Genomic DNA, 20595 nt, shown 5'->3' on the forward strand with positions numbered 1-20595 from the left:
AAGTCATTGATCATGTTCGATTTAAATACACTGTCGCACTTATGAAAAAGCAGCATTTATGGTACTATCCAGCTATAAAGAATGATGGCAGTAAAGCCTGATGGTCTATTTCATTCTATTGAGAAGAGATAACGACCTAACTTATCAGCTTAGCTATCTATCAACCGATCAACGTCTTAACTTATATGTATTATTAATAATTAAAAACTTATGGCAAAAAACATTTTTACACCCGAATTACTTGAACAGCATTTCACCAAAAATGAATGGAAAAAAGGAGCGAGACTTTTTCAGGCTAGTGGTATTAAAAGCTGTGCCCTTGATGGTGAAACAATTCGTGGTGTCGTTTTTAGTGAGCGCTCTAACCAGTCGACTTACTTAACGCGTATAGTCTTTGATGGTAAATTTAGTGATATTGCCAGTTATTGTGATTGTTATGTCGGTCGTGACTGTAAGCATGGCGCGGCATTGGCACAGTGTTATATTCATGAACACTTTGACCGAAGCAGTATTGCTACCGCTGAAAAAACGGTTAATAAATGGCTTAGTAATTTTCAAGCTCAACCCAGTCGATACCCGCCTAATACTCAACAAAAATCGTTACTGTACTTTTTAAAGCCCAACAATTATAACGATGACGATTATTTTAATTTAGAGATTAAATCAGCGAAACCAACCAATAGTGGTGGTTGGAGTAATTCACTTGGCAGTGAATTTTCTGCGAATACCTTAATTAATAGTGCTTATGCCAATAATGATGATGTTGCTGTGCTCACCGAGCTGATGCGTACTAACCAATTTGGCGATACCGTTAAGTATTTTGATTTATTTGAGCGAATTATAAAAACTAATCGCTGTTTTTGGCATAAAAACTACGACTTGAACATCCCTATTACCTTAAGTGAGCCATTAGAAGCCCAATGGCAGTGGTTAGCATTGGGTAATAACTTACATACTTTGCAGCTTATTTTAACAGAGCCCTCAGCAAGTATTCTTATTATAAAAGCCCAACCTCTATGTTTCTATGATGAAGAAAAAAATTGTTTTGGTAAAATTAATACCAATACTAAATCTGATTTTGAAGCAGGTTTACTCAACTCTCCTATTTTCGAAGAAGATTCTTTACCTTGGGTAATGAATAAACTGTCTATGTCGTTAGGTGATGCGGTGCAGCGTTTACCTAAACCTAAAACAAGATTTTCACAAGAGTTATCAAAACCCGACGTGCACCTACACTTTTCAACGCCGGTAGCATCTAATAGACAGACAGGTTATGTGCAGGTTAATTTCTCTTATCAAGGTAATTTAGTTAATCCTCACAATGAGAGTGTTACGGTTACGCCAGCAAACTTACCGGTGAGTGATAACTCAATCGAAGTAAAACTTTATCGCGATTTAGCCTTTGAACAAACGGTTATTGATAAACTTACCACGTTAAAGTTTATCGCTCAGCCTAAACCTAAGCGTTACACTTATACTACGCAGGACGATTTGAATAAAGATGCGCCTGAGTTTTCAATGTTGATGCAAGGTAGTTTCTTTTGGCAACGTTTTTTACATCAAGAAGTACAATTACTTAAAGATCTAGGCTGGAATATCAGCTATGCCGATGATTTTTATTATAAAGCGCTCGCCACCGATAGCGTATTTGATGCCGAGGTCATTGAAACCGATGACCACGATTTTTTCTCATTAGGGTTAAACTTAACCATTGATGGAAGAAAAATGCCGGCATTTCCTATTTTACTTAGTGCTATTGAACAACTACCTAGATCGGCATTGATTGACCGAGAAAAAGAACAACTTATTTCGCCTGACTCACCTATATATGTTGATCTAGACAATGGCGATTTTGTTGCCTTGCGTTACCAAAGTGTACAGCCAATATTGAAACAGTTTATTGAACTCTTTATGCCTAATGCCTTAAGTAAAGATGGCACTATGGAGCTTTCTCGTTTTCAAAGTCATCAAACGATATCCATGTTAGATGATCAAGGAATGATAGCAAAAGGTACAACTAAATTAAGAGAGCTGGCTGATAAACTGAAAGACTTTCAGGAAGTTACCACTGTACCTGTACCAGAGGGTTTAAACGCGACGTTAAGAACTTATCAGCATCAAGGGCTAAATTGGTTACAGTTTTTACGAGAGTACCAATTAAACGGCATTTTGGCTGATGATATGGGCTTAGGTAAAACCATTCAAACCTTGGCGCATTTACTCATTGAAAAACAGCAAGGCCGACTAACTAAACCGGTATTAATTGTTGCGCCTACCAGTGTTATTTTTAACTGGGCTAATGAAATTGATAAATTTACCCCGCAACTTTCTTATCAAGTATTGCACGGTAGCAAACGTAAAGATCACTTCGCTTGTCTTGAGAACCCTGAAGAACTTGAAACTAAAGTTGATATCATCATTACCAGTTATGCCTTAATTACTAAAGATTTAGAGCATTATACTGAGCAAAAATATTATTACCTTATCCTTGATGAAGCCCATTATATAAAGAATACTAAAACTAAATTATACCAAGCGTTTTTGTCACTTAAAGCGCAGCATAAATTGTGCTTAACGGGTACGCCAATGGAAAACCATTTAGGCGAATTCTGGGCGCAATTTAACTTTTTACTGCCTGGATTTTTAGGTGGTCAAAGACAATTTACCAAACTATTTAGAACGCCAATAGAAAAACATGGTGAACTAGAGCGTAAACAGTTATTAAACCAGCGTATTAAGCCGTTTATTTTACGCCGAACCAAAGATAAAATTGCCACTGAGCTACCGCCTAAAACGGAAATAATTCAAAAATTGCGTATTGAAGGTAAACAAGCTGAGCTTTATGAATCAGTACGTTTAGCCATGGATAGTCGTTTAAAAGATATTATCGCTGATAAAGGTTTAAAGCGTAGCCAGATAGAAGTTTTGGATGCGTTATTAAAACTAAGACAGGTATGTAATCACCCTAAGTTATTAAAACTTGAAGGCGCTAAAAGAGTAAATCAATCGGCTAAGCTAGATTATTTAATGGAAACTTTGCCAGAGCAAATTGATGAAGGTCGTAAAATATTAATCTTTTCACAGTTCACCAGTATGCTTTCGTTGATAGAAGCAGAGCTGATTGAAGCCGGTATTGGCTATGTTAAATTAACGGGCTCAACCACTAAAAGACAAGAAGTTGTTGATAAGTTTCAAAGCGGTGAAGTCCCGGTATTTTTAATTAGCTTACGAGCAGGTGGCGTAGGTTTGAACTTAACTGCCGCCGACACTGTAATTCACTTTGATCCTTGGTGGAACCCAGCGGTAGAAAACCAAGCGACGGATAGAGCGTATCGTATTGGCCAAGACAAACCTGTTTTTGTTTACAAGTTGATTATTGAAAATTCAATTGAAGAGAAAATTCAAAAAATACAGCAGAATAAAGCCGAGCTAGCAAAAGCGCTATTATCTGAAGAAGTGAGTGATAACAAACTGAGTTTAACCGATGATATTTTAGGCTCGCTGCTTTCACCGATGAGCTAGTTCTACTCCATTTACGACAATAAACAAAAAGCCGATACGCAATGCATCGGCCTTTTTGTTTATATTAAGACGAAACTTAATCAAGTCCATTTCACCATTCAGATCACTACTTAATTAAGCCAAGTATTTCTTTAAATTCTGTTGCTCGACAGTCTTTAACTAGTTCAAATAAACACATTTCTAATCCTGTTAACTCAATGCCATTGTTAAGCAGTTTTTGTATAGCTAACTCTTTATTTTCCAGCTTACGTGACGAGACACAGTCAGAAACCAATTCGACCTTAAGGCCCTGTTCTTTTAGACTTAACGCCGTTTGATAAACACAAATATGTGCCTCAATACCGCAAATAAGCCAGGTGTCTACATTTTCTTCACGCACCCTGTCCATAAACAGTGCATCTTCACAGGCATTAAACGTATATTTTATAATAGGCTCATGATGGCTTAACGGTGAACTAAGCAAGGTATTAATTTCATCAACCGTGGGACCTATCTTCTCTGGATTTTGTTCAAGCCATATTATCGGTAAACCCAGTGATTGTGCCCCTTTAATAAGCTTTTCACAATTTGCTATTAAGGTGTCACTATCATGCACTAAACGTGCTAGTTGCCCTTGTATATCAACGACAATCAGGCCAGTATTTTCTTTTTTTAACATACAATATCTCCTTAAAAGCGCTAACCAGTGACCTTCTATTTTGTAGGCGACATGCTCTCTGGCATCAATACGGCGATAACTTGCCCTTTTGAGCAAATAACATTATTCGCAGATAAGGTAATATCAACAATAATCTTACGATCTTTCACTTGACTGAAACGGCCAATTAACTCCAATTCAACGCCCTGTGGTGTCGGCGCTAAGTAACTGATATTCAAAGCACCAGTGACAAACCGTAATGCTGGCAAACTACCCATTTCGCGTTTTTGTGCAAGATAAGCCATAGCTGAAGCACTGCCCGTGCCATGGCAATCAATCAATGAAGCGGTCATACCACCATAAACAAAACCCGGAATAGCAGTGAAAATATCAGCAGGGGTAAAATGTGCAACAGTTGTGCTGGCTAACAAATCATTTTCATCAATATGCTGCCAGTAACTTTTTAATTGGTGACCGTCATTATTGTTTTTACCACAACCATAACAATGGCTTAGTTCTTCAGGGTAACAGTCTTGAAAAGCATGCTTTTTCATAAAAAACCTTATTTATACTACTGACTTTATGATAACTTCAAATTTATAAAGCAATTGATTAACTGATTGATTGATTACGCTAGCTTAGCCAATTGCTCGTAAGTCATCAATCACTTTACCATCATCAGCTAAAGAGCCGACTGCAACTAATTCAATGGTACCATTGAGCTTGGTTATTTTTTTCAAGCTTATGTTAACACTATCAATTAAACCTCTAGTATCTGCATCAGAATACGCGACGGTATCTAACTCACATTGCAAATTCATTTGGTCATTATAATTAACTTGAGTCACTGATAAACGCATTTTAGTGATGTGAGGATAGTCTTTTCGTACTTGTTCTATTTGCTCTGCATGCACAAACATACCTTTAACTTTGGTGGTTTGATCAGCACGTCCCATCCAACCCTTTATACACATATTAGTTCGACCACAGGCACTTATCCCTGGTTTCACCGCTGACAAATCTCCCGTAGCAAAGCGAATAAGGGGGTAATCTTCATTAAAACTTGTTACAACAACCTCACCTATTTCTCCATCGTTAACAGGCTCTAATGTGCCTGGACGAACAATCTCTACCAGTAAATCTTCCGCAATAATAAGACCTTTACCTGCAGTAGATTCAAAACCTATAAGACCAACATCTGCACTCGCATAGGCTTGAAGGGTATCGATACCAGCTGCGTTAAATTCAGCCCTCAACGCTTCAGGTAATGCTTCTCCTGTTACTAGCGCTTTAGTTATACTTGAAATGTTACGGTGATTCTCACTCGCTTTATCAAGTAATATTTTCAAAAATGAAGGTGTACCACAATAGCCCTGAGGATTTAAATTCTCAATAACATCAAGCTGCTGCTCAGTTTGTCCTGGCCCTGCAGGAATAACCACACAACCACAAGCTCTAGCCCCTGAATCTAGAATAAATCCGCCAGGAGTTAAATGATAAGACAAACAGTTTTGCACGACATCACCCGTTCTAAAACCAGCCGCATAAAATGCTTGCCCCATACGCCACCAATCATCACTGGTATTTTCGGGATCATTAATAGGTCCTGGTGATTGAAAAATTCTGCCTATGTTAGCTGATTTTGCATTTAAACCACCTAACGGAGCGTTGCTGCTTTGTATATTTTTAAAGTCAGATTTACGGGTAATCGGAAGTTGCGCTAACATTTCACGACTCGTAATTTTATCAGCATCAATATGCTCGAACGTCTTACTATAATGCTGACATTCTTGCTTCGCGTAGCTAATAAAAGCAGGTAAACGCGCTAATAGCGACTGCTCACGTAACGTCGAATTTTGACTCTCTTTTTCGTAAAAATATTGTTTCATGATGACTCGATTATTTAGAAATATGATAATTTATAAATATGAAAACGTTAACTTTTCATTTGCTTTTTTATATCGTTTTGCTTTTACTCATTCACGTACTTTTCAGAAAGCAGTCAGTTCGTTCGATTTTTAGGAGATAGCGCGGAGCTTACGGATGTAAGTGAGCACTTTCGACAACAAAATCGAGTGAAATGGCAATAGTCTGGAACGTAGGGGACTTATAGCCAACGCTTACGTCGCTTATACGATTTTAAGTTTTTAAAGCTTTTACGCTCTTCGTTACCGCCACCTAAATAAAACTCTTTTACATCTTCGTTGCTAAGCAATTGCTCTTGCGTACCATCAAGTACAATCTTGCCCGATTCCATAATATAACCGTAGTCTGCCGCTTTAATGGCATAGTTAGCATTTTGCTCAACTAACAACATGGTAATACCTTGGTCTTGATTAATTTTTTTAATAATACCGAAGACTTCTTTAACTAATAAAGGTGATAAGCCCATTGACGGCTCATCTAAACAAATCATTTTCGGACGAGCCATTAATGCTCTGCCTATGGCCAACATTTGCTGCTCACCACCAGATAAATAACCTGCTAAACCAGTACGTTCTTTTAAACGTGGAAAATAATTAAATACCATTTCGAGGTCTTGATTGATATAAGCATCATTACGCGTATAAGCCCCTAGTTTTAGGTTTTCGATTGAGGTCATGTCTTCAATAATACGACGACCTTCCATAACTTGGATCAGACCGCTACGGACAACATCTTCACCATTTTTCTTATCAATGCGTTCGCCCATAAAGGTAATGTCACCTTTAGTCACTTCACCATATTCACTGCGCAGTAAGCCTGAAATAGCTTTTAGTGTGGTTGATTTCCCTGCGCCATTAGGCCCAAGCAAGGTGACAACCTCTCCTTCTGGCACGTCTAATGTTACGCCGCGAAGTACTTGAATAACTTCGTCATAAACCACTTCAATGTTGTTAACCGATAACATTGGTGAAGCCGTTTGAATTTTTACCGCCGCCTGTGACATAAATAAATACTCCGTAGAAAAGATAACTACCCATCTGATTGTAAGCTGAATAGTTATTCGTTAATAAAAACATACTTGCCTAACTTATGTTTACTCAAATAAATTAGGCATGATCCTCTAAATATTTGGTGCTGTAGTGAAGCCGTCAAGTTGCGAGCCACCTGAACTTAGTACACTAAGTGATTGTGGCGAGCAACGAAGACAATAAAACTACAGTGCCAAATATGACGAGGATTAAAAACCTAACCAGTCATCACGACGTTTTAAGGTAACTTCAGATACCTTTTCAATTTGAATATCACCACCGTTGTAGTTACCTTTATAGATATTTACTTGGTTGATGCCACGGTGATCTTCATTGGTCCAATTAGCCGCTAAACAGACACCGTCTAAACCTTCAGGTACCCAGTTTTTATTAACGTACATGCCTTTTTTAACATTTTCACCGGTGATGCCACCGTTATCTTTAGCCCATTCCATTGCTTCTTTCATGAAGTAGGTTGAACATACGCCACGCATGTAGTGATGAACGCGCTCTTCTTTTCCTGATTTATCCGACATTTTTGAAATTTCATGCACCAGTTTCATACCAGGTACATCGTCATTCCAGAACGGTGTCATGGTTGGGAAGATGTAATTCTTGATGCCCTCACCTGCCGCTTTAAATACGTTTTTATCGCCGCCCCAGATATTTGACATAAACTGAATATCAACACCGACGGTATTACACGATTTCACTAACGACAGTACTGAGCCACCTAAGTTACCGATATAACCGTAGTTTGAACCCGAGCTCTTAATGCTCAAACATTGCGCTTTAAAATCACCGGGTTTCATTGAAATAACGACAGGTGGTAAAACGTTAAAGCCAAGCTCTTCTGCATATTCCGCACAAGCGGCTTTAGGCGCGTTCGGGAAAGGATGGTTCGCACCAATATGCGTGAACTTTGGTTGTCCTTTCTCGCCTTTGGTTTTCCAGTCATCAGCGGCCCATTGCACTAAACCACGACAAGCATCTGAATACGATGCACCATAAAAGAAGTTATAAGGCGCAGGTTTTTTAGTGTGAGGATTTTTACCCGTTGGATCGGTTAAATGGCCAGAATAAGAGGCAGAGAAAACCGGTGTTTTATCACGAGCAACAAACGAGATTAATGCTTCAGTATCTGCCGTGCCCCACCCTTGCATAGCAACCATACTCTTACGTGATTTCCACTTTTTATAAGCGGCAATGGCTTGTGGTACTTTATAGGCATAATCAATAGTTTCAGACTCTAACTTAGTGCCGTTAATACCACCATGGGCATTGATATAAGCCAGTGAATCACGAACACCATTAGCATAATTTTTACCAACAAAAGCGGTAGGGCCTGACATGTCGGCTAAATGACCAACAAAAACAGAATCTTCTGCTTGCACTTGGCTAGTAAAACTTAAAGCGATACACGTAGTAATTGAACTTAGTAATAATTTTTTATGTTTAATATTATTCATCTGAACATTCCTCAACTTTTTATTTAGATCCTATTTTTATAAGTAACGTTTATATCAATAGGTAGCAGTATTATTTTTATATTTGTTCGTGCTCTTCGCAGTTACTTGAGTTTCCCCTAGGTAACTGCGCTTTATTCACCATTCACTTTTTAATGTCTTAAAACCTAATAAGCAAATGGATAGAATTTCCAATAATTTTTTATTTGTGCCCATCGATGCGCCAAACCTTCAGGTTCAAAAATCAAGAAGCCAATAATCACTAAGCCAATAGCCATTTCTTTGATATACGCTAAGCCATCAACAACCATTGGAATATTGCCCCAATCAGTCATTTTCATTAACCCAACGCCGCTTTCTAATACTTCAGGTAAAAACACCATAAAGATGACCCCCATCAAGGTGCCTTTTATTGAACCTAAGCCGCCAATAATGATCATGGCTAAGAATTGAATCGACATCATGATGGTGAAACCTTCTGCTGATACATAACCCAAGTAATGGGCATATAACGCACCGCCAATACCGGCATAAAAAGAAGAGATCCCAAAAGAAAGTAGACGATATTTATTTAACTTTACTCCCATAATTTCAGCCGATAAGTAATGATCACGAACGGCAACAAAAGCGCGTCCATCACGACTTCGCATTAAGTTACAGCCCCAAATAAACATGAAGACTAATGAAAACAACGCGATATAATAAAAGCTTTGGTCAGTATCAAAAGTAAAACCAAATAAACTGACTGGCTCGGCCATTGAACCCGATGAACCACCAGAAAACCAATCTGCACGGGCAAAGAAATCTTCGATAATGAACTGCGAGGCAAGGGTCGCTATTGCTAAATACAAACCTTTAATTCGAGCTGCTGGCGCACCAAACATCATGCCAACGCCCATGGTTAAGAAACCCGCTAAAGGAATACATAAAAACACTGGAATATGAAAACTGGTGTTTAGCCAAGCCGAGGCAAAGGCACCAAAACCAAAGAATGCACCATGGCCTAACGATATTTGCCCGGTGTAGCCCACTAAAATATTCAAACCTAAAGCGGCAATGCCCAAATAGGATATTTGAATTAATAAGGTAATAAAGTATCCATCAACCACTAACGGTGCAAAGCACAATGCGATGATGGTAAAAATAGTCACCCAACGGATGGTTTTCGTTTCAAAAATTGTATTATCTTGTTTGTAGCTAGTGCGGAAATCTCCGCACGGGCGCATCGTTAAACTCGACATGAATCACTCCTAAATATTGTATTGTTAACTTTTTATTGTCTGTTAATTTAATTGATCTATATTCTTTCAATGTCTTGGGTGCCAAATAAGCCATAAGGTTTGAACCAAAGAATAATTAACAACACATAAAATGGTGCGATGTCGTACATATTGCCTATGTGTAAATATTGACTATCAAAAAACTCAGCTACATTTTCCAAGACACCGATAATAATACCGCCAACAATAGCGCCAACAATGGAGTCTAATCCCCCTAAGATCACGGCTGGGAATACTTTGATACCCATAATAGACAGTGAATCTGACACGCCATTAACCATACCTATCACGATGCCTGCCGTAGCGGAAACAGTTGCCGCAATGCCCCAACTCATGGCAAATACATGTTTTACTGATACGCCTAAACTTTGCGACGCTTGTTGATCAAAAGCGGTCGCTCTCATCGCTAAGCCATGTTTAGAGTGTTTGAAGAATAAATAGAACGCGACCATGATAATTAACGCAATCACCGTACTCATCAAGTACGCCATTTCTACATTTAATCCCATGATGTTAATTGACTGTGTATCAAATACTTGCGGGTAACTTTGTGGTGAAACACCAAATATCCACTTCATTAACGCTTGGAAGAAAATAGACAGTCCGATAGTGACCATGATCACCGAAATAATCGGCTCACCAATCATAGGGCGTAGCACTATCATTTGTAGCAACACACCAAAACCAGCCATGAAGACGAGCGATAATAGGAAGCCAACAAAGAAAGGTAACTCTAAGTAAATCAATGATGCCCAACAGACCCAGGCGCCAATCAATAAAAACTCGCCTTGGGCGAAGTTAACAATTTGCGTTGATTTATAAACCAACACAAAACACATACCAATAACACCGTATAACAAGCCAACAATAAGGCCGTTGATAATTAATTGAGTTAAGAGTTCAAAATTCATGATGCTTTCCTCTGGTTTTGACTACTTATGGATGAAACAGCACTACCATCATGTTGACTATCACTTTCACCTTCTCTTTTTATGACTGTAGCGACCTTAAGTTGCGTTTGAATGCGTGAGCTACCACCATCTTGAAAAGTGATCACCGTATCGATATCAACCCTATCTTTGTTGTCATAAATCGACTCAATAATGTCGCCATATTTATCAGCAATAACCGTGCGTCGTACTTTACGTGTACGCGTTAATTCACCGTCATCCGCATCGAGCTCTTTATAAAGCAAAATAAACTTATTGATTTTTTGTGCATCAGGTAAGGTCGCGTTAACCTTTTCAACTTCTTCAGTAAGCTTTTGATAAACTTCAGGTAACGCTGAAAGGCTGGTGTAGTTAGTAAAACCGTAACCTTGTTGCTCTGCCCACTTAGAAACAATGGAAAAGCGAATACAAATAATGGCGCTTAAGTAAGGTTTGTCTTTACCTAAAATAACGGCTTCACCAATAAATGATGAGAACTTCAGTTTGTTTTCAATATATTGTGGCGAGTACTGCACGCCATTACTGGTTTTAGCTAAATCTTTAATGCGATCAATAATAACTAAGTGACCTGACGGTTTGAAATAACCGGCATCACCGGTATGCATCCAACCATCAATCACATCTTCGTCATAGGCTTTTTGGTTATCTAGATAACCAGTAAACATACCAACCGTTCTAGCGATAACTTCACCAACACCGGCTTTATCGGTATTAATAACTTTTACTTCGGCGGTATCAAAGGCAACACCAACACTGTCGTAATCAACATCATTTTCTTTGTGTACTGTGTAAGCACCACATAACTCAGTTTGACCATAAAGCTGACGTAGCGGTACACCAATGGTTTGGAAAAACCTAAAGGTATCAGGCCCCATAGCCGCGCCACCTGTTGCAGCGGATTTTAAATAGGTAAAACCTAATCTATCTTTTAAGGCATTCATCAGTAAAAAGTCGGCAAACCATGAACGTTTACCGGCAAGTTGTGCTTTTTCAGACCGAGCAAAGGCAAAATCAAACAACTTTTGTTTAAGTGGTGTTGAATCCATCATCCGGGATTTAACATCGGCTAAAATACCTTCCCAAACACGGGGTGCAAGTAACACAAAGCTAGGGCCAATTTCACGTAAATCGGCCATCAGTGTTTCTTGTCCTTCAACAAAATTAACTATTTGACGCGAAATTAACGCTTGGCCAACGGCATAAACTTGTTCCATGATCCATGGCAGAGGTAATACAGACACATAGTTATCGCCTGGCTGGCGAGGGTCAGCACGTAAATATGAACTACAGTGCTTAACAAAGTTACCACCGCCTAAAAAGGCAATTTTAGGCTTAGACGTTGTGCCTGAAGTTGTACAGTAAATAGCGGTTTCATTAGCATCCGTTGCATCAACATAGGAGTCGTATAAGTCAGGGGACATTTTATCTATCTCTTGTCCCTGCTTGTATATCTCTTCAATAGAGATCAATCGCTTATCGTCATATTTGCGCATACCACGCGGGTCGCAATAAACAATAATTTTCACATCGGTAATTTCATCGCCTAACTCAAGTAACTTGTCACACTGCTCTTCATCTTCGGCAATAACGACAGTGGCATTACTTTTATTCAATAAATAAACAACTTCTTCATGTAAGGAATCTTGAAAAATTCCGATAGAGTAACAACCCATAGCATGAGCAGAAACTTCACCCCAAACCCATTCCGGTCTGTTATCACCTAATAAAGCAATCGCCTCTTTAGGGTTAACCCCTAACTTTATTAACGCTAGTGATAACCACTTGACGCGATTGTTATAATCTTGCCAACTAAATTCGTTCCAAATGCCAAACTCTTTTTCACGCATGGCTGTTTCATTTGGCCAATTTTTAGCGTTGTGTCTTAATATTTTAGGAAAAGTATCTAACTCTCCCATTTCGAAATCTTGTTTATTTGTTGGTAATTGCGTAGACATTAGCTCGCCTCCTTTTCTTCATAGGCATTAGCGGATTCAATTTCGTCATCATCTTCTATGCCTAAATAAGCACGTTTCACATGTGGATCTGCCATCACTTCATCAGGTAAACCTGACATTAGCTTTTTACCAAAATCAAGTACCATCACTTGATGAGATATATCCATTACTACGCCCATGTCGTGCTCAATCATCACTACTGTGATGCCAAACTCTTCATTTAAGTCGAGGATATAACGCGCCATATCTTCTTTTTCTTCTAAATTCATACCTGCCATCGGCTCATCTAGAAGAATTAACTTAGGTTTTAATGCCATCGCGCGCGCCAGCTCAACACGCTTACGTAGACCATAAGATAAAGTGCCTGCGACAGATTTTCTGATATGGGAAATTTCTAAAAAATCGATAATTTCTTCAACATAACGACGGTGAGCAAGTTCTTCTTTTTGCGCATTAGATGCCCAATATAAAGGCCCCGTTAACCAGTTGTTTTTCAATAAGTGATGGCGGCCAACCATAATATTGTCTAAAACCGACATGTGACCAAACAGGGCTAAGTTTTGAAAGGTTCGACCCATGCCAAGATCAGCTCTATCGTTTGGGCGCAATGACGTGACATCTTGGTCATTGAAAATGATATTGCCTGAATTAGGGCGATAGCGACCTGAAATACAATTAAGCATAGAGGTTTTACCAGCGCCATTAGGGCCGATAATGGAAAATACAGAGCCACGGGGAACTTCAAAGCTAACGTCAGTTAGTGCTTTTACGCCACCAAACGCTAATGAAACATGCTCTACTTTGAGTATTGACTCAATCATACTCACACTCCTCAATTGATAAAATAATGTCTGTAATAAAAAAGGAGGGGGAAATCCCCCCTCCAAAAACGTAACAAAAATGGGGAATGTTACGTATGAAAAGTCATGCCTAAAGTACGTACTTCAGTGATAATTGTGCATACATCGAATCAGCGTCTTTATCATCCATAATGAACTGTCCTATTTCTGCGCCCACTGAAAGTTGTTTCGTTAAGTTTTGAAATAAGTTAACACTCCATTGACTGGTATCTGCACCTGAAACATCCGCTTCAGCGCGACCATAAAGTACCGTTGTTCTCAAGGTCTCAGTCCAGTAATGACGATATGCCGCAAGATAAGCGGTAGTTTCTTCAACTTCTTCACCAACTACATCCTTAGTAAAAGCAACACCCACATAGCGTCCTAACTCACCTTGATGAAGCTGAAAACGGAAATCATCTTTACCAACCGTTTTAATACGACCCGCAATTGAACCACCAATGGCAGTTTCTGTATTACCTAATTCAGTGTGTAGTTGACGGCCTAAAGCAGAGAAAGAAACACTACCCCAATCGCCTTTTAAGTTATAACGGCCAACAACATCTGGCACAGTGTCATTGCCTGTTTCCCCGCCCCAAGTTTCTGGATTTTCAATAGATACTTGAAAATTACCCATGGTGTATCTAACTTGACCTTGACGGATAAAAACTAAGCCCGTGGTAGCGCCAGCGAAATCTGCAGATTCAGGAATGGCGCTGGTATTCATAAAGGTTGACCAGGTTTGACCTGCGACAACATCTTTATATTTAATAAAAGCATGACGAATACGTGGATTAGCTGAGTTAGAGATAATTTCATTACCACCACCGCCCCAAAAATCCATCTCAATAAAGCCCATAACGTCGTCATGGGTATACTTCATATTGAAGCGTGTCTCATTGGCAAATAGGCCAAAATTAGATTTACTTTCATCTAACGCAGTACCTGACCCTATCCAAAAGGGCTTATAAGCGACATCGCCATCTACATAACGCGCGTCTACTTTGATATAACCACCAAAAGAGATTTTATCTTCATCGGTTAATTTAATGTCGTAGCCCGCATTAGCTGCACTTGCGGCGACAAGTAAAGATGAAGACAGTAATAATTTTTTGAATTTATTGGTAAACATTGCTATTTCCCTTGTTTTATTAGTTTTTTATTTATTCTGTATATTTCATGTTTTATAACTATTTTTATAACCATCTAACTAAGGTTTGCTCAATCATAGTAAGGCAGTACAAAAATGTAACAATCGGTAATAAGGCTTAGCACTTAGCGCCTAGCACCAAGCGACTAGTCCCTTAGTCGTAGGTAAAAACCACGCAAGGACTAGTACTTAAGTCGTAGGGATATAACGATTTTTATCTAAAAAAATATGTTAAATTCAGCAGTAGGAAAGTGTTTAAGAGAATGGTATGTTTTCAAATTGGTTGTTAGTTAGCGTCAGTATTGGCTATATAGGTCTGTTATTTCTTATTGCTCATCTGGGGGGGAAATATCGCAATAAGCTAAAGGCAAAACAGCAAACGATTATCTATGCATTATCTTTAGGTGTGTACTGTACCTCGTGGGGGTTTTTAGGCACCACAGCACAAGCAGCCAACCATTCATTTACTTTTATTTCTGTCTATTTAGCGCCTATTTTATTGTTTGTTTTTGCTTGGCCGTTTATCCAACGCATTATCAAAACCAGCTTACAATTGAAAATCACTTCCATTGCAGATTTATTATCCGCACGTTTTGGTAAGTCTCAAATTCTCGCTGTTATTATTACCATAGTAGCCTTAATAGGAACCATGCCCTATATAGCGTTGCAGCTAAAGGCGATTGTTAATTCCTATCAAATTTTACAACAAACTCAAGATTTACCCATATGGCAACTCGGCCTAATTGTTAGCATTATCCTCGCTGTTTTTACCATTATTTTTGGCATTCGTACTATCGACATAACCGAGCGTCATCCTGGGGTAATGATAGCGATTGCCTTTGAATCTATGGTGAAGTTAATTGCGTTTCTGTTAGTGGGTCTATTTGTTTGTTTTATCATTTATGACTCGCCAATGGATATTTGGGAATTATCTAAAGATCAGTTAGATATTAGTAAACAGTTTGAATTTAGTAGCCTATTTGGTTTATTCGGTATGCTGATTATCGTCATGTCTGCTTTTTTGTGTTTGCCACGACAATTTCAAGTGATGTTTGTTGAAATAAAAGATAAAAAATCAAGTGCTATGGCACGATGGGTGTTACCGGTTTATTTACTTATCTTTGGTTTTTTTGCTTGTTTTCTCGGCTTAGCCGGTAATTTAAATTATGGTAATTCGTTATCTGCTGACGCTTATGTACTTTTTTTACCTGCGTATAACGGTCATGTGTGGCTGTCTTTATTTGCCTTTTTAGGCGCGGTGTCAGCTGCAAGTTCTATGGTGATTGTTTCGACTATCGCGTTAAGCACCATGCTCAGTAATGAAATTATCTTTCCATTAATGTTTAACTTTTCTCGCCAGAAGAACCAAGACTTTAATCACTTTCAATTGCAGTTATTATTCATTCGTAAAACCTTAGTGATGCTGGTCATCTTCTTGAGTTATGGTTTATTGTTATTATCGCCACCCGATACATTATCTTCATTAGGCGAAGTCGCTTTTGGTGCTCTCGCGCAAATTGGGCCAGCTTTATTTGCAGCCTTTTATTGGCGTAAAGCAACACTCGCCGGTGTACTTGCCGGTATAAGTAGTGGCTTTATCATTTGGGCAGTCTTTAATTTATTACCTCAGTTAGGCCTATATGCTCATCCCTTTGAAAACACGGATTTACCTAAAACCACCGTCATCACGCTTATTGGTTTACTTGTTAATGTTATCGCGCTTTGGCTTGTTTCTTTAGTCACTAGACAAAGTATTCGTGAACAAATGCAAAGTGAATTTTTTTACAAAGACAGGAAAAAAATTAAGTGGCGCTTACCCTCTCAACCCAAAGTAGACGTTGTTGAATTAGAATTTTTAGTCGCTAGATTCATTGGTAAAGATAAAGCCAGTGACTGTTTTCAGCAATTTCATACTGCGCATCAGAGTAAGAACAACAAAGAATATAATGAGGCAATATTATTTCATGCCGAAAATACCCTAGCTCGTGTATTAGGCTCGGCCTCAGCAAAGTTGGTCACCTCTTTTGCCATCAGTGGCCGAGGCATGGCCTTTGATCAAGTCGCTAAATTGGTGGAAGATAATTCCACTCAGCAATTAGAGTTTAGCCGCACAGTATTACAAGGTGCAATTGAAAATGTCAGAGAAGGCATTTCGGTTATAGATAGCGATCTAAAATTGGTTGCGTGGAATAAACGCTACTTAGATATTTTTAATTACCCTGATGATTTTATTTATATTGGCTGCCCTGCCAGCCAGTTAATTCATTTCAACTTGAGCCAACAAAGCTATTTTATTCGCGATATTGCTCAGCAAGTAGAAAAACGGATTCAATTTATCAAAGCTGGCAGTCGTCATAATTCAGAGTACAAGCTGAACAATGGAAAAACCATTCACATTGAAGGTAATCCCATTCCAGGTGGAGGTTTTGTGATGATATTTTCTGATATCACCAAATATCGTCAAACAGAAAAAGTGCTTAAAGAAGAAAATACCGATCTAGAATCAAGGGTTAAATTTCGTACCGCTGAGCTTGAACAGGCTAATAAAGAGTTAGCACTTACCAACTTAGAGCTTGTTAAAGAACGGGCTAAAGCAGAGCAGGCGCACATAAAAAAAAGCCAATACTTAAAAGCTTGTAGTCATGATTTATTGCAACCATTATCGGCAGCACGATTGTTCTCATCCGCTATATCTTTAAGCTCTAGAGTTACCCATGACGAACGTCAACAAATAAAACAAATCGATAATTCATTAGAAATAGCCAACAGTTTATTACTTGATCTCAATGAAATTGCCCGTATTGAAAGTGGTAATATCACGCCAACTATTGAGGCCATTGAAATCAAAAAACTTTTCACGCTATTAGCCAGTGAGTTTGATGTTTTAACTGATGAATACCAAGTAGATTTTCACTGTAAAATGAGCAAGCTTTATATCGCTAGTGACATCACACTACTGGCTCGGATCATCCAAAACTTTCTGAGTAATGCCTTTCGTTATGCCCATAACAGTGAAAACGACAACAATAAAAACAAAAGCCAAAGTAAAGTATTATTGGGCTGTAGAAGACAAGGTAATGAGCTATCAATACAAGTATTTGATAATGGCCCCGGTATTCCACAAGACAAGCATCAACAAGTGTTCGAGCAGTTTACGCAATTAAGTAATAGCAATGCTATTGGTCATAAAGGGCTTGGTCTAGGCCTCAATATTGCACAAAGTTTGGCAAAAATTCTTAATCACCCACTTAATCTAAAATCACAACAGGGTCATGGCTGTCTTTTTAGTATTAATGTTCCTGTGACTCAAGAGCCCCTAGCCAAGAGAAAGACATTGCCACCTGCTAACATGAGCTTACAAGGTGTTGGTGTTTTATGTATAGATAATGAGCCAAGCATACTTGAGGGGATGTCTAAATTATTAGGCGCATGGCAATGTCAGGTTTTTACTGCTGTTAACGCGCAGCAGGCCAGAGAAATTTACGCAAAACATGAAGATGAAATAGATATTTTATTGGTGGACTTCCAATTAAATGGATGTCAAGACGACAACATGACCATAGTTACTGATATGTTAAGTAATAACAACAATAGCAACTCATGCCCACTTGATGTTGTAAATGGCATAACACTCATTAAACAACTAAGAGCGATGAGTCATTATGCGTTACCCGCCGTACTTATTACCGCAACCACCGATGAAACCCTGATGACTTTAGCTAAGCAGCACAATATTGGCTACTTACGAAAAATTATTAAACCACTGGCGTTACGTGCATTAATGAGCTCATTACTGACTAAAGAATTAGCGAAAAACTACTCACATAACCTTAAATAAGATTGAGGTGTATAACGCAATATTTGTTGTACTTTTCAATCTAAAAAAATAGGAATAAGCAGGCGAGGCTCTTGGATGCCCCACGTTCACTCAGCTCAACGTTTTAGTCAAAGTAAATTTCCCCCCGTGGTTGTTATCTATCATGCATAAATTCAAACCATCCCATTATTGAAATTTATCATTCCCAATTATGGGATTAGATTACATCCTCCACTCCAACAAACAATTACCACAATAAAATCAATGAATTAAGTTGTGGCATGGCGTTTGCTAAACTTAAGTCAATAATATTTATTTACTTAACGCAATATTAAGCCCCTAAAAAATAGGAGGCTAAATCCATCAAACATAATAAAGAGGGTAAAAAGAATGACTAAAAATAATACAGCTAGATTAGCTGGATTTGTATATTTACTTGTTGTGGTAACAGGGATATTTAACCTGCTCTATGTGCCATCTCAACTTATTGTTTGGGCAGATGCGGCAACTACGGTTAATAATATTAAGTCTAATGAATTTCTATTCCGCTCAGGTATTGCGGCAGGCGTACTTTGTTATATTTTTTTCTTAATATTACCTTTCATTTTGTTTGATCTGTTCAAGACAGTTAATAAGAAATACGCTGTACTCATGGTAGTCTTTGCTGCGGTCAGTGTTCCTCTCTCTCTTTTCAATATGATTGATAAATTCAATGTGTTAACAATATTAAGTGACGCGCAATATCTTGATGTATTCACTATTGACCAACTAAATGCAAAAGTAATGTTATTATTAAAATCATATAATAATGGAATTATGATCATTCAAATCTTTTGGGGGCTTTGGTTATTTCCTTTTGGCTATTTAGCATTTAAGTCAGGCTATGTTCCTAAGTTATTTGGTATTTTGCTAATGCTTGGCTGCTTTGGTTATTTGATTAAGTTCTTTGGAGCCATACTTTATCCAAGTATTGATATCCCAAGTTTTGTTGGCAGACCTGGCTCCTTGGGTGAAATCGGGATTTGCTTATGGTTATTGATTATGGGCATTAAAGATAAACAGTTGAAAGAAAAATAGTTATAAAAATCAGTTGATTTATGACCAACTGCTTGGAGGGCTATGTCGTAGAAGCTGCCGGTAGATAAGCAAGATATCACGTCCGATTTAGCCTCTAATCATTCATGATATCGGTTCGTTTAGGATGCGACCGTTTTGTGGCAAGAGTAATCATACTCAATGATTACTCGAGTTACGTAGCACTGTTTATTTGTGCTATTACTTCGTTGATTGACCAAATGTATTTTGATGCAACTGTAATTCATTTAAGGCGATAACGGCTTGAGTTCGATTACGTACACCTAACTTCAAAAAAATAATGCTCGCATGACTCTTAATGGTCGACTCAGAGGTACCTAGTTCATAAGCTATCTGCTTATTTAGTAAACCGCCTGCAAACATTAATAATATTTCATGCTGCTTTGGGGTTAATGATGCGATTTTATCATCCGTCTGAGCCGCCTGCTCACTTGGATTAAATTCACCTTCAGGTGTCCATAATGTGCCATTTAACACTTCTTTTATCGCTACCACCATTTTAGGCACTGGCGTCGATTTAGGAATAAAACCCGCAGCACCATAACTCATCGCTTTATGAATGGTTTCTTTATCTTCAAAACCAGAAATAATAACAATCCCTAAATCAGGATATGAACGTCTAATGGTAATTAGGCTGTTAAAACCATTCGCTCCCGGTATATCAAGATCAAGCAGTAATAAATCAGCTTTTTCTTTGCTTTGTAAATGCTGCTCAAGTTCTGGAATATTTTGCGCGTCAATAATTATTGCCCCGTCAAAATGAGCTTTTAAGGTAATAGTTAGCGCTTGGCGAAATAGAGGATGATCATCTGCCAGTATTATTTTCATGTTATTAAACATAGTATTACTCATCGATTAATCTATTATTTTATTAAATAATGACTAATTTCTTATTAAGTGAAAACTTTTAATATTACTAACACAATAACA

At 38.3% G+C, this 20595-nt stretch carries 14 protein-coding genes; 3 read left to right on the forward strand and 11 right to left on the reverse strand.

What is annotated here, in order from left to right; genetic code table 11:
- The first annotated feature begins 210 nt into the window (after nt 1–210).
- Nucleotides 211–3522, forward strand: coding sequence for a DEAD/DEAH box helicase (locus tag CXF85_RS02095; RefSeq protein ID WP_101226879.1), 3312 nt, complete (start codon nt 211–213; stop codon nt 3520–3522).
- A 106-nt stretch (nt 3523–3628) separates the two neighbouring features.
- Here CXF85_RS02095 and CXF85_RS02100 read toward each other — a convergent pair whose 3' ends face one another.
- The 10 genes from CXF85_RS02100 to CXF85_RS02145 all read right to left on the reverse strand — a co-directional run bounded on the left by CXF85_RS02100 (nt 3629) and on the right by CXF85_RS02145 (nt 14735).
- Nucleotides 3629–4180, reverse strand: coding sequence for a hydrolase (locus tag CXF85_RS02100; protein WP_101226880.1), 552 nt, complete (start codon nt 4178–4180; stop codon nt 3629–3631).
- Between the two features lie 35 nt (nt 4181–4215).
- Nucleotides 4216–4713, reverse strand: a complete 498-nt coding sequence (locus CXF85_RS02105) for a PaaI family thioesterase (RefSeq protein WP_101226881.1) — start codon at nt 4711–4713, stop codon at nt 4216–4218.
- An 84-nt stretch (nt 4714–4797) separates the two neighbouring features.
- Nucleotides 4798–6048, reverse strand: a complete 1251-nt coding sequence (locus CXF85_RS02110; RefSeq protein WP_101226882.1) for a phenylacetate--CoA ligase family protein — start codon at nt 6046–6048, stop codon at nt 4798–4800.
- A 218-nt stretch (nt 6049–6266) separates the two neighbouring features.
- On the reverse strand, nt 6267–7088 hold the full coding sequence (locus tag CXF85_RS02115) for an ABC transporter ATP-binding protein (protein ID WP_101226883.1): 822 nt from the start codon (nt 7086–7088) through the stop codon (nt 6267–6269).
- Between the two features lie 234 nt (nt 7089–7322).
- Nucleotides 7323–8582 (reverse strand): ABC transporter substrate-binding protein, encoded by a 1260-nt coding sequence (locus CXF85_RS02120; protein WP_101226884.1) that lies wholly within the window; start codon nt 8580–8582, stop codon nt 7323–7325.
- 164 nt (nt 8583–8746) lie between these two features.
- A complete protein-coding gene (locus CXF85_RS02125; RefSeq protein WP_101226885.1) occupies nt 8747–9820 on the reverse strand; it encodes a branched-chain amino acid ABC transporter permease in 1074 nt (357 codons plus the stop codon).
- A gap of 56 nt (nt 9821–9876) precedes the next feature.
- Nucleotides 9877–10770, reverse strand: a complete 894-nt coding sequence (locus CXF85_RS02130) for a branched-chain amino acid ABC transporter permease (RefSeq protein ID WP_101226886.1) — start codon at nt 10768–10770, stop codon at nt 9877–9879.
- A complete protein-coding gene (locus tag CXF85_RS02135; protein WP_101226887.1) occupies nt 10767–12764 on the reverse strand; it encodes a long-chain fatty acid--CoA ligase in 1998 nt (665 codons plus the stop codon). The genes CXF85_RS02130 and CXF85_RS02135 overlap by 4 nt, the downstream gene beginning before the upstream one ends.
- On the reverse strand, nt 12764–13585 hold the full coding sequence (locus tag CXF85_RS02140) for an ABC transporter ATP-binding protein (RefSeq protein ID WP_101226888.1): 822 nt from the start codon (nt 13583–13585) through the stop codon (nt 12764–12766). The genes CXF85_RS02135 and CXF85_RS02140 overlap by 1 nt, the downstream gene beginning before the upstream one ends.
- A gap of 109 nt (nt 13586–13694) precedes the next feature.
- Nucleotides 13695–14735 (reverse strand): DcaP family trimeric outer membrane transporter, encoded by a 1041-nt coding sequence (locus CXF85_RS02145; protein ID WP_101226889.1) that lies wholly within the window; start codon nt 14733–14735, stop codon nt 13695–13697.
- 286 nt (nt 14736–15021) lie between these two features.
- Here CXF85_RS02145 and CXF85_RS02150 point away from each other — a divergent pair, with 286 nt between their 5' ends.
- Together CXF85_RS02150 and CXF85_RS02155 are read left to right on the forward strand one after the other, a co-directional pair.
- Nucleotides 15022–18591 carry a hybrid sensor histidine kinase/response regulator gene (locus CXF85_RS02150; RefSeq protein ID WP_101226890.1) on the forward strand — a complete coding sequence of 1190 codons (3570 nt, stop codon included), beginning with the start codon at nt 15022–15024 and terminating at the stop codon, nt 18589–18591.
- A 369-nt stretch (nt 18592–18960) separates the two neighbouring features.
- Complete coding sequence (locus CXF85_RS02155; RefSeq protein ID WP_101226891.1) at nt 18961–19647, forward strand: DUF4386 domain-containing protein; 687 nt, start codon at nt 18961–18963, stop codon at nt 19645–19647.
- Nucleotides 19648–19845: 198 nt separating this feature from the next.
- Here CXF85_RS02155 and CXF85_RS02160 read toward each other — a convergent pair whose 3' ends face one another.
- On the reverse strand, nt 19846–20505 hold the full coding sequence (locus tag CXF85_RS02160; protein WP_101227310.1) for a response regulator transcription factor: 660 nt from the start codon (nt 20503–20505) through the stop codon (nt 19846–19848).
- Between the last annotated feature and the right edge of the window lie 90 nt (nt 20506–20595).

The organism is Colwellia sp. 75C3, assembly GCF_002836255.1.
GTDB lineage: Bacteria > Pseudomonadota > Gammaproteobacteria > Enterobacterales > Alteromonadaceae > Colwellia.

What these genes read in the sequence shown, in the direction of transcription:
- CXF85_RS02095 (WP_101226879.1), top strand. Translation starts at nt 211, where the DNA reads ATGGCAAAAAACATTTTTACACCCGAATTACTTGAACAGCATTTCACC.
- CXF85_RS02100 (WP_101226880.1), bottom strand. Translation starts at nt 4,180, where the DNA reads ATGTTAAAAAAAGAAAATACTGGCCTGATTGTCGTTGATATACAAGGG.
- CXF85_RS02105 (WP_101226881.1), bottom strand. Translation starts at nt 4,713, where the DNA reads ATGAAAAAGCATGCTTTTCAAGACTGTTACCCTGAAGAACTAAGCCAT.
- CXF85_RS02110 (WP_101226882.1), bottom strand. Translation starts at nt 6,048, where the DNA reads ATGAAACAATATTTTTACGAAAAAGAGAGTCAAAATTCGACGTTACGT.
- CXF85_RS02115 (WP_101226883.1), bottom strand. Translation starts at nt 7,088, where the DNA reads ATGTCACAGGCGGCGGTAAAAATTCAAACGGCTTCACCAATGTTATCG.
- CXF85_RS02120 (WP_101226884.1), bottom strand. Translation starts at nt 8,582, where the DNA reads ATGAATAATATTAAACATAAAAAATTATTACTAAGTTCAATTACTACG.
- CXF85_RS02125 (WP_101226885.1), bottom strand. Translation starts at nt 9,820, where the DNA reads ATGTCGAGTTTAACGATGCGCCCGTGCGGAGATTTCCGCACTAGCTAC.
- CXF85_RS02130 (WP_101226886.1), bottom strand. Translation starts at nt 10,770, where the DNA reads ATGAATTTTGAACTCTTAACTCAATTAATTATCAACGGCCTTATTGTT.
- CXF85_RS02135 (WP_101226887.1), bottom strand. Translation starts at nt 12,764, where the DNA reads ATGTCTACGCAATTACCAACAAATAAACAAGATTTCGAAATGGGAGAG.
- CXF85_RS02140 (WP_101226888.1), bottom strand. Translation starts at nt 13,585, where the DNA reads ATGATTGAGTCAATACTCAAAGTAGAGCATGTTTCATTAGCGTTTGGT.
- CXF85_RS02145 (WP_101226889.1), bottom strand. Translation starts at nt 14,735, where the DNA reads ATGTTTACCAATAAATTCAAAAAATTATTACTGTCTTCATCTTTACTT.
- CXF85_RS02150 (WP_101226890.1), top strand. Translation starts at nt 15,022, where the DNA reads ATGTTTTCAAATTGGTTGTTAGTTAGCGTCAGTATTGGCTATATAGGT.
- CXF85_RS02155 (WP_101226891.1), top strand. Translation starts at nt 18,961, where the DNA reads ATGACTAAAAATAATACAGCTAGATTAGCTGGATTTGTATATTTACTT.
- CXF85_RS02160 (WP_101227310.1), bottom strand. Translation starts at nt 20,505, where the DNA reads ATGTTTAATAACATGAAAATAATACTGGCAGATGATCATCCTCTATTT.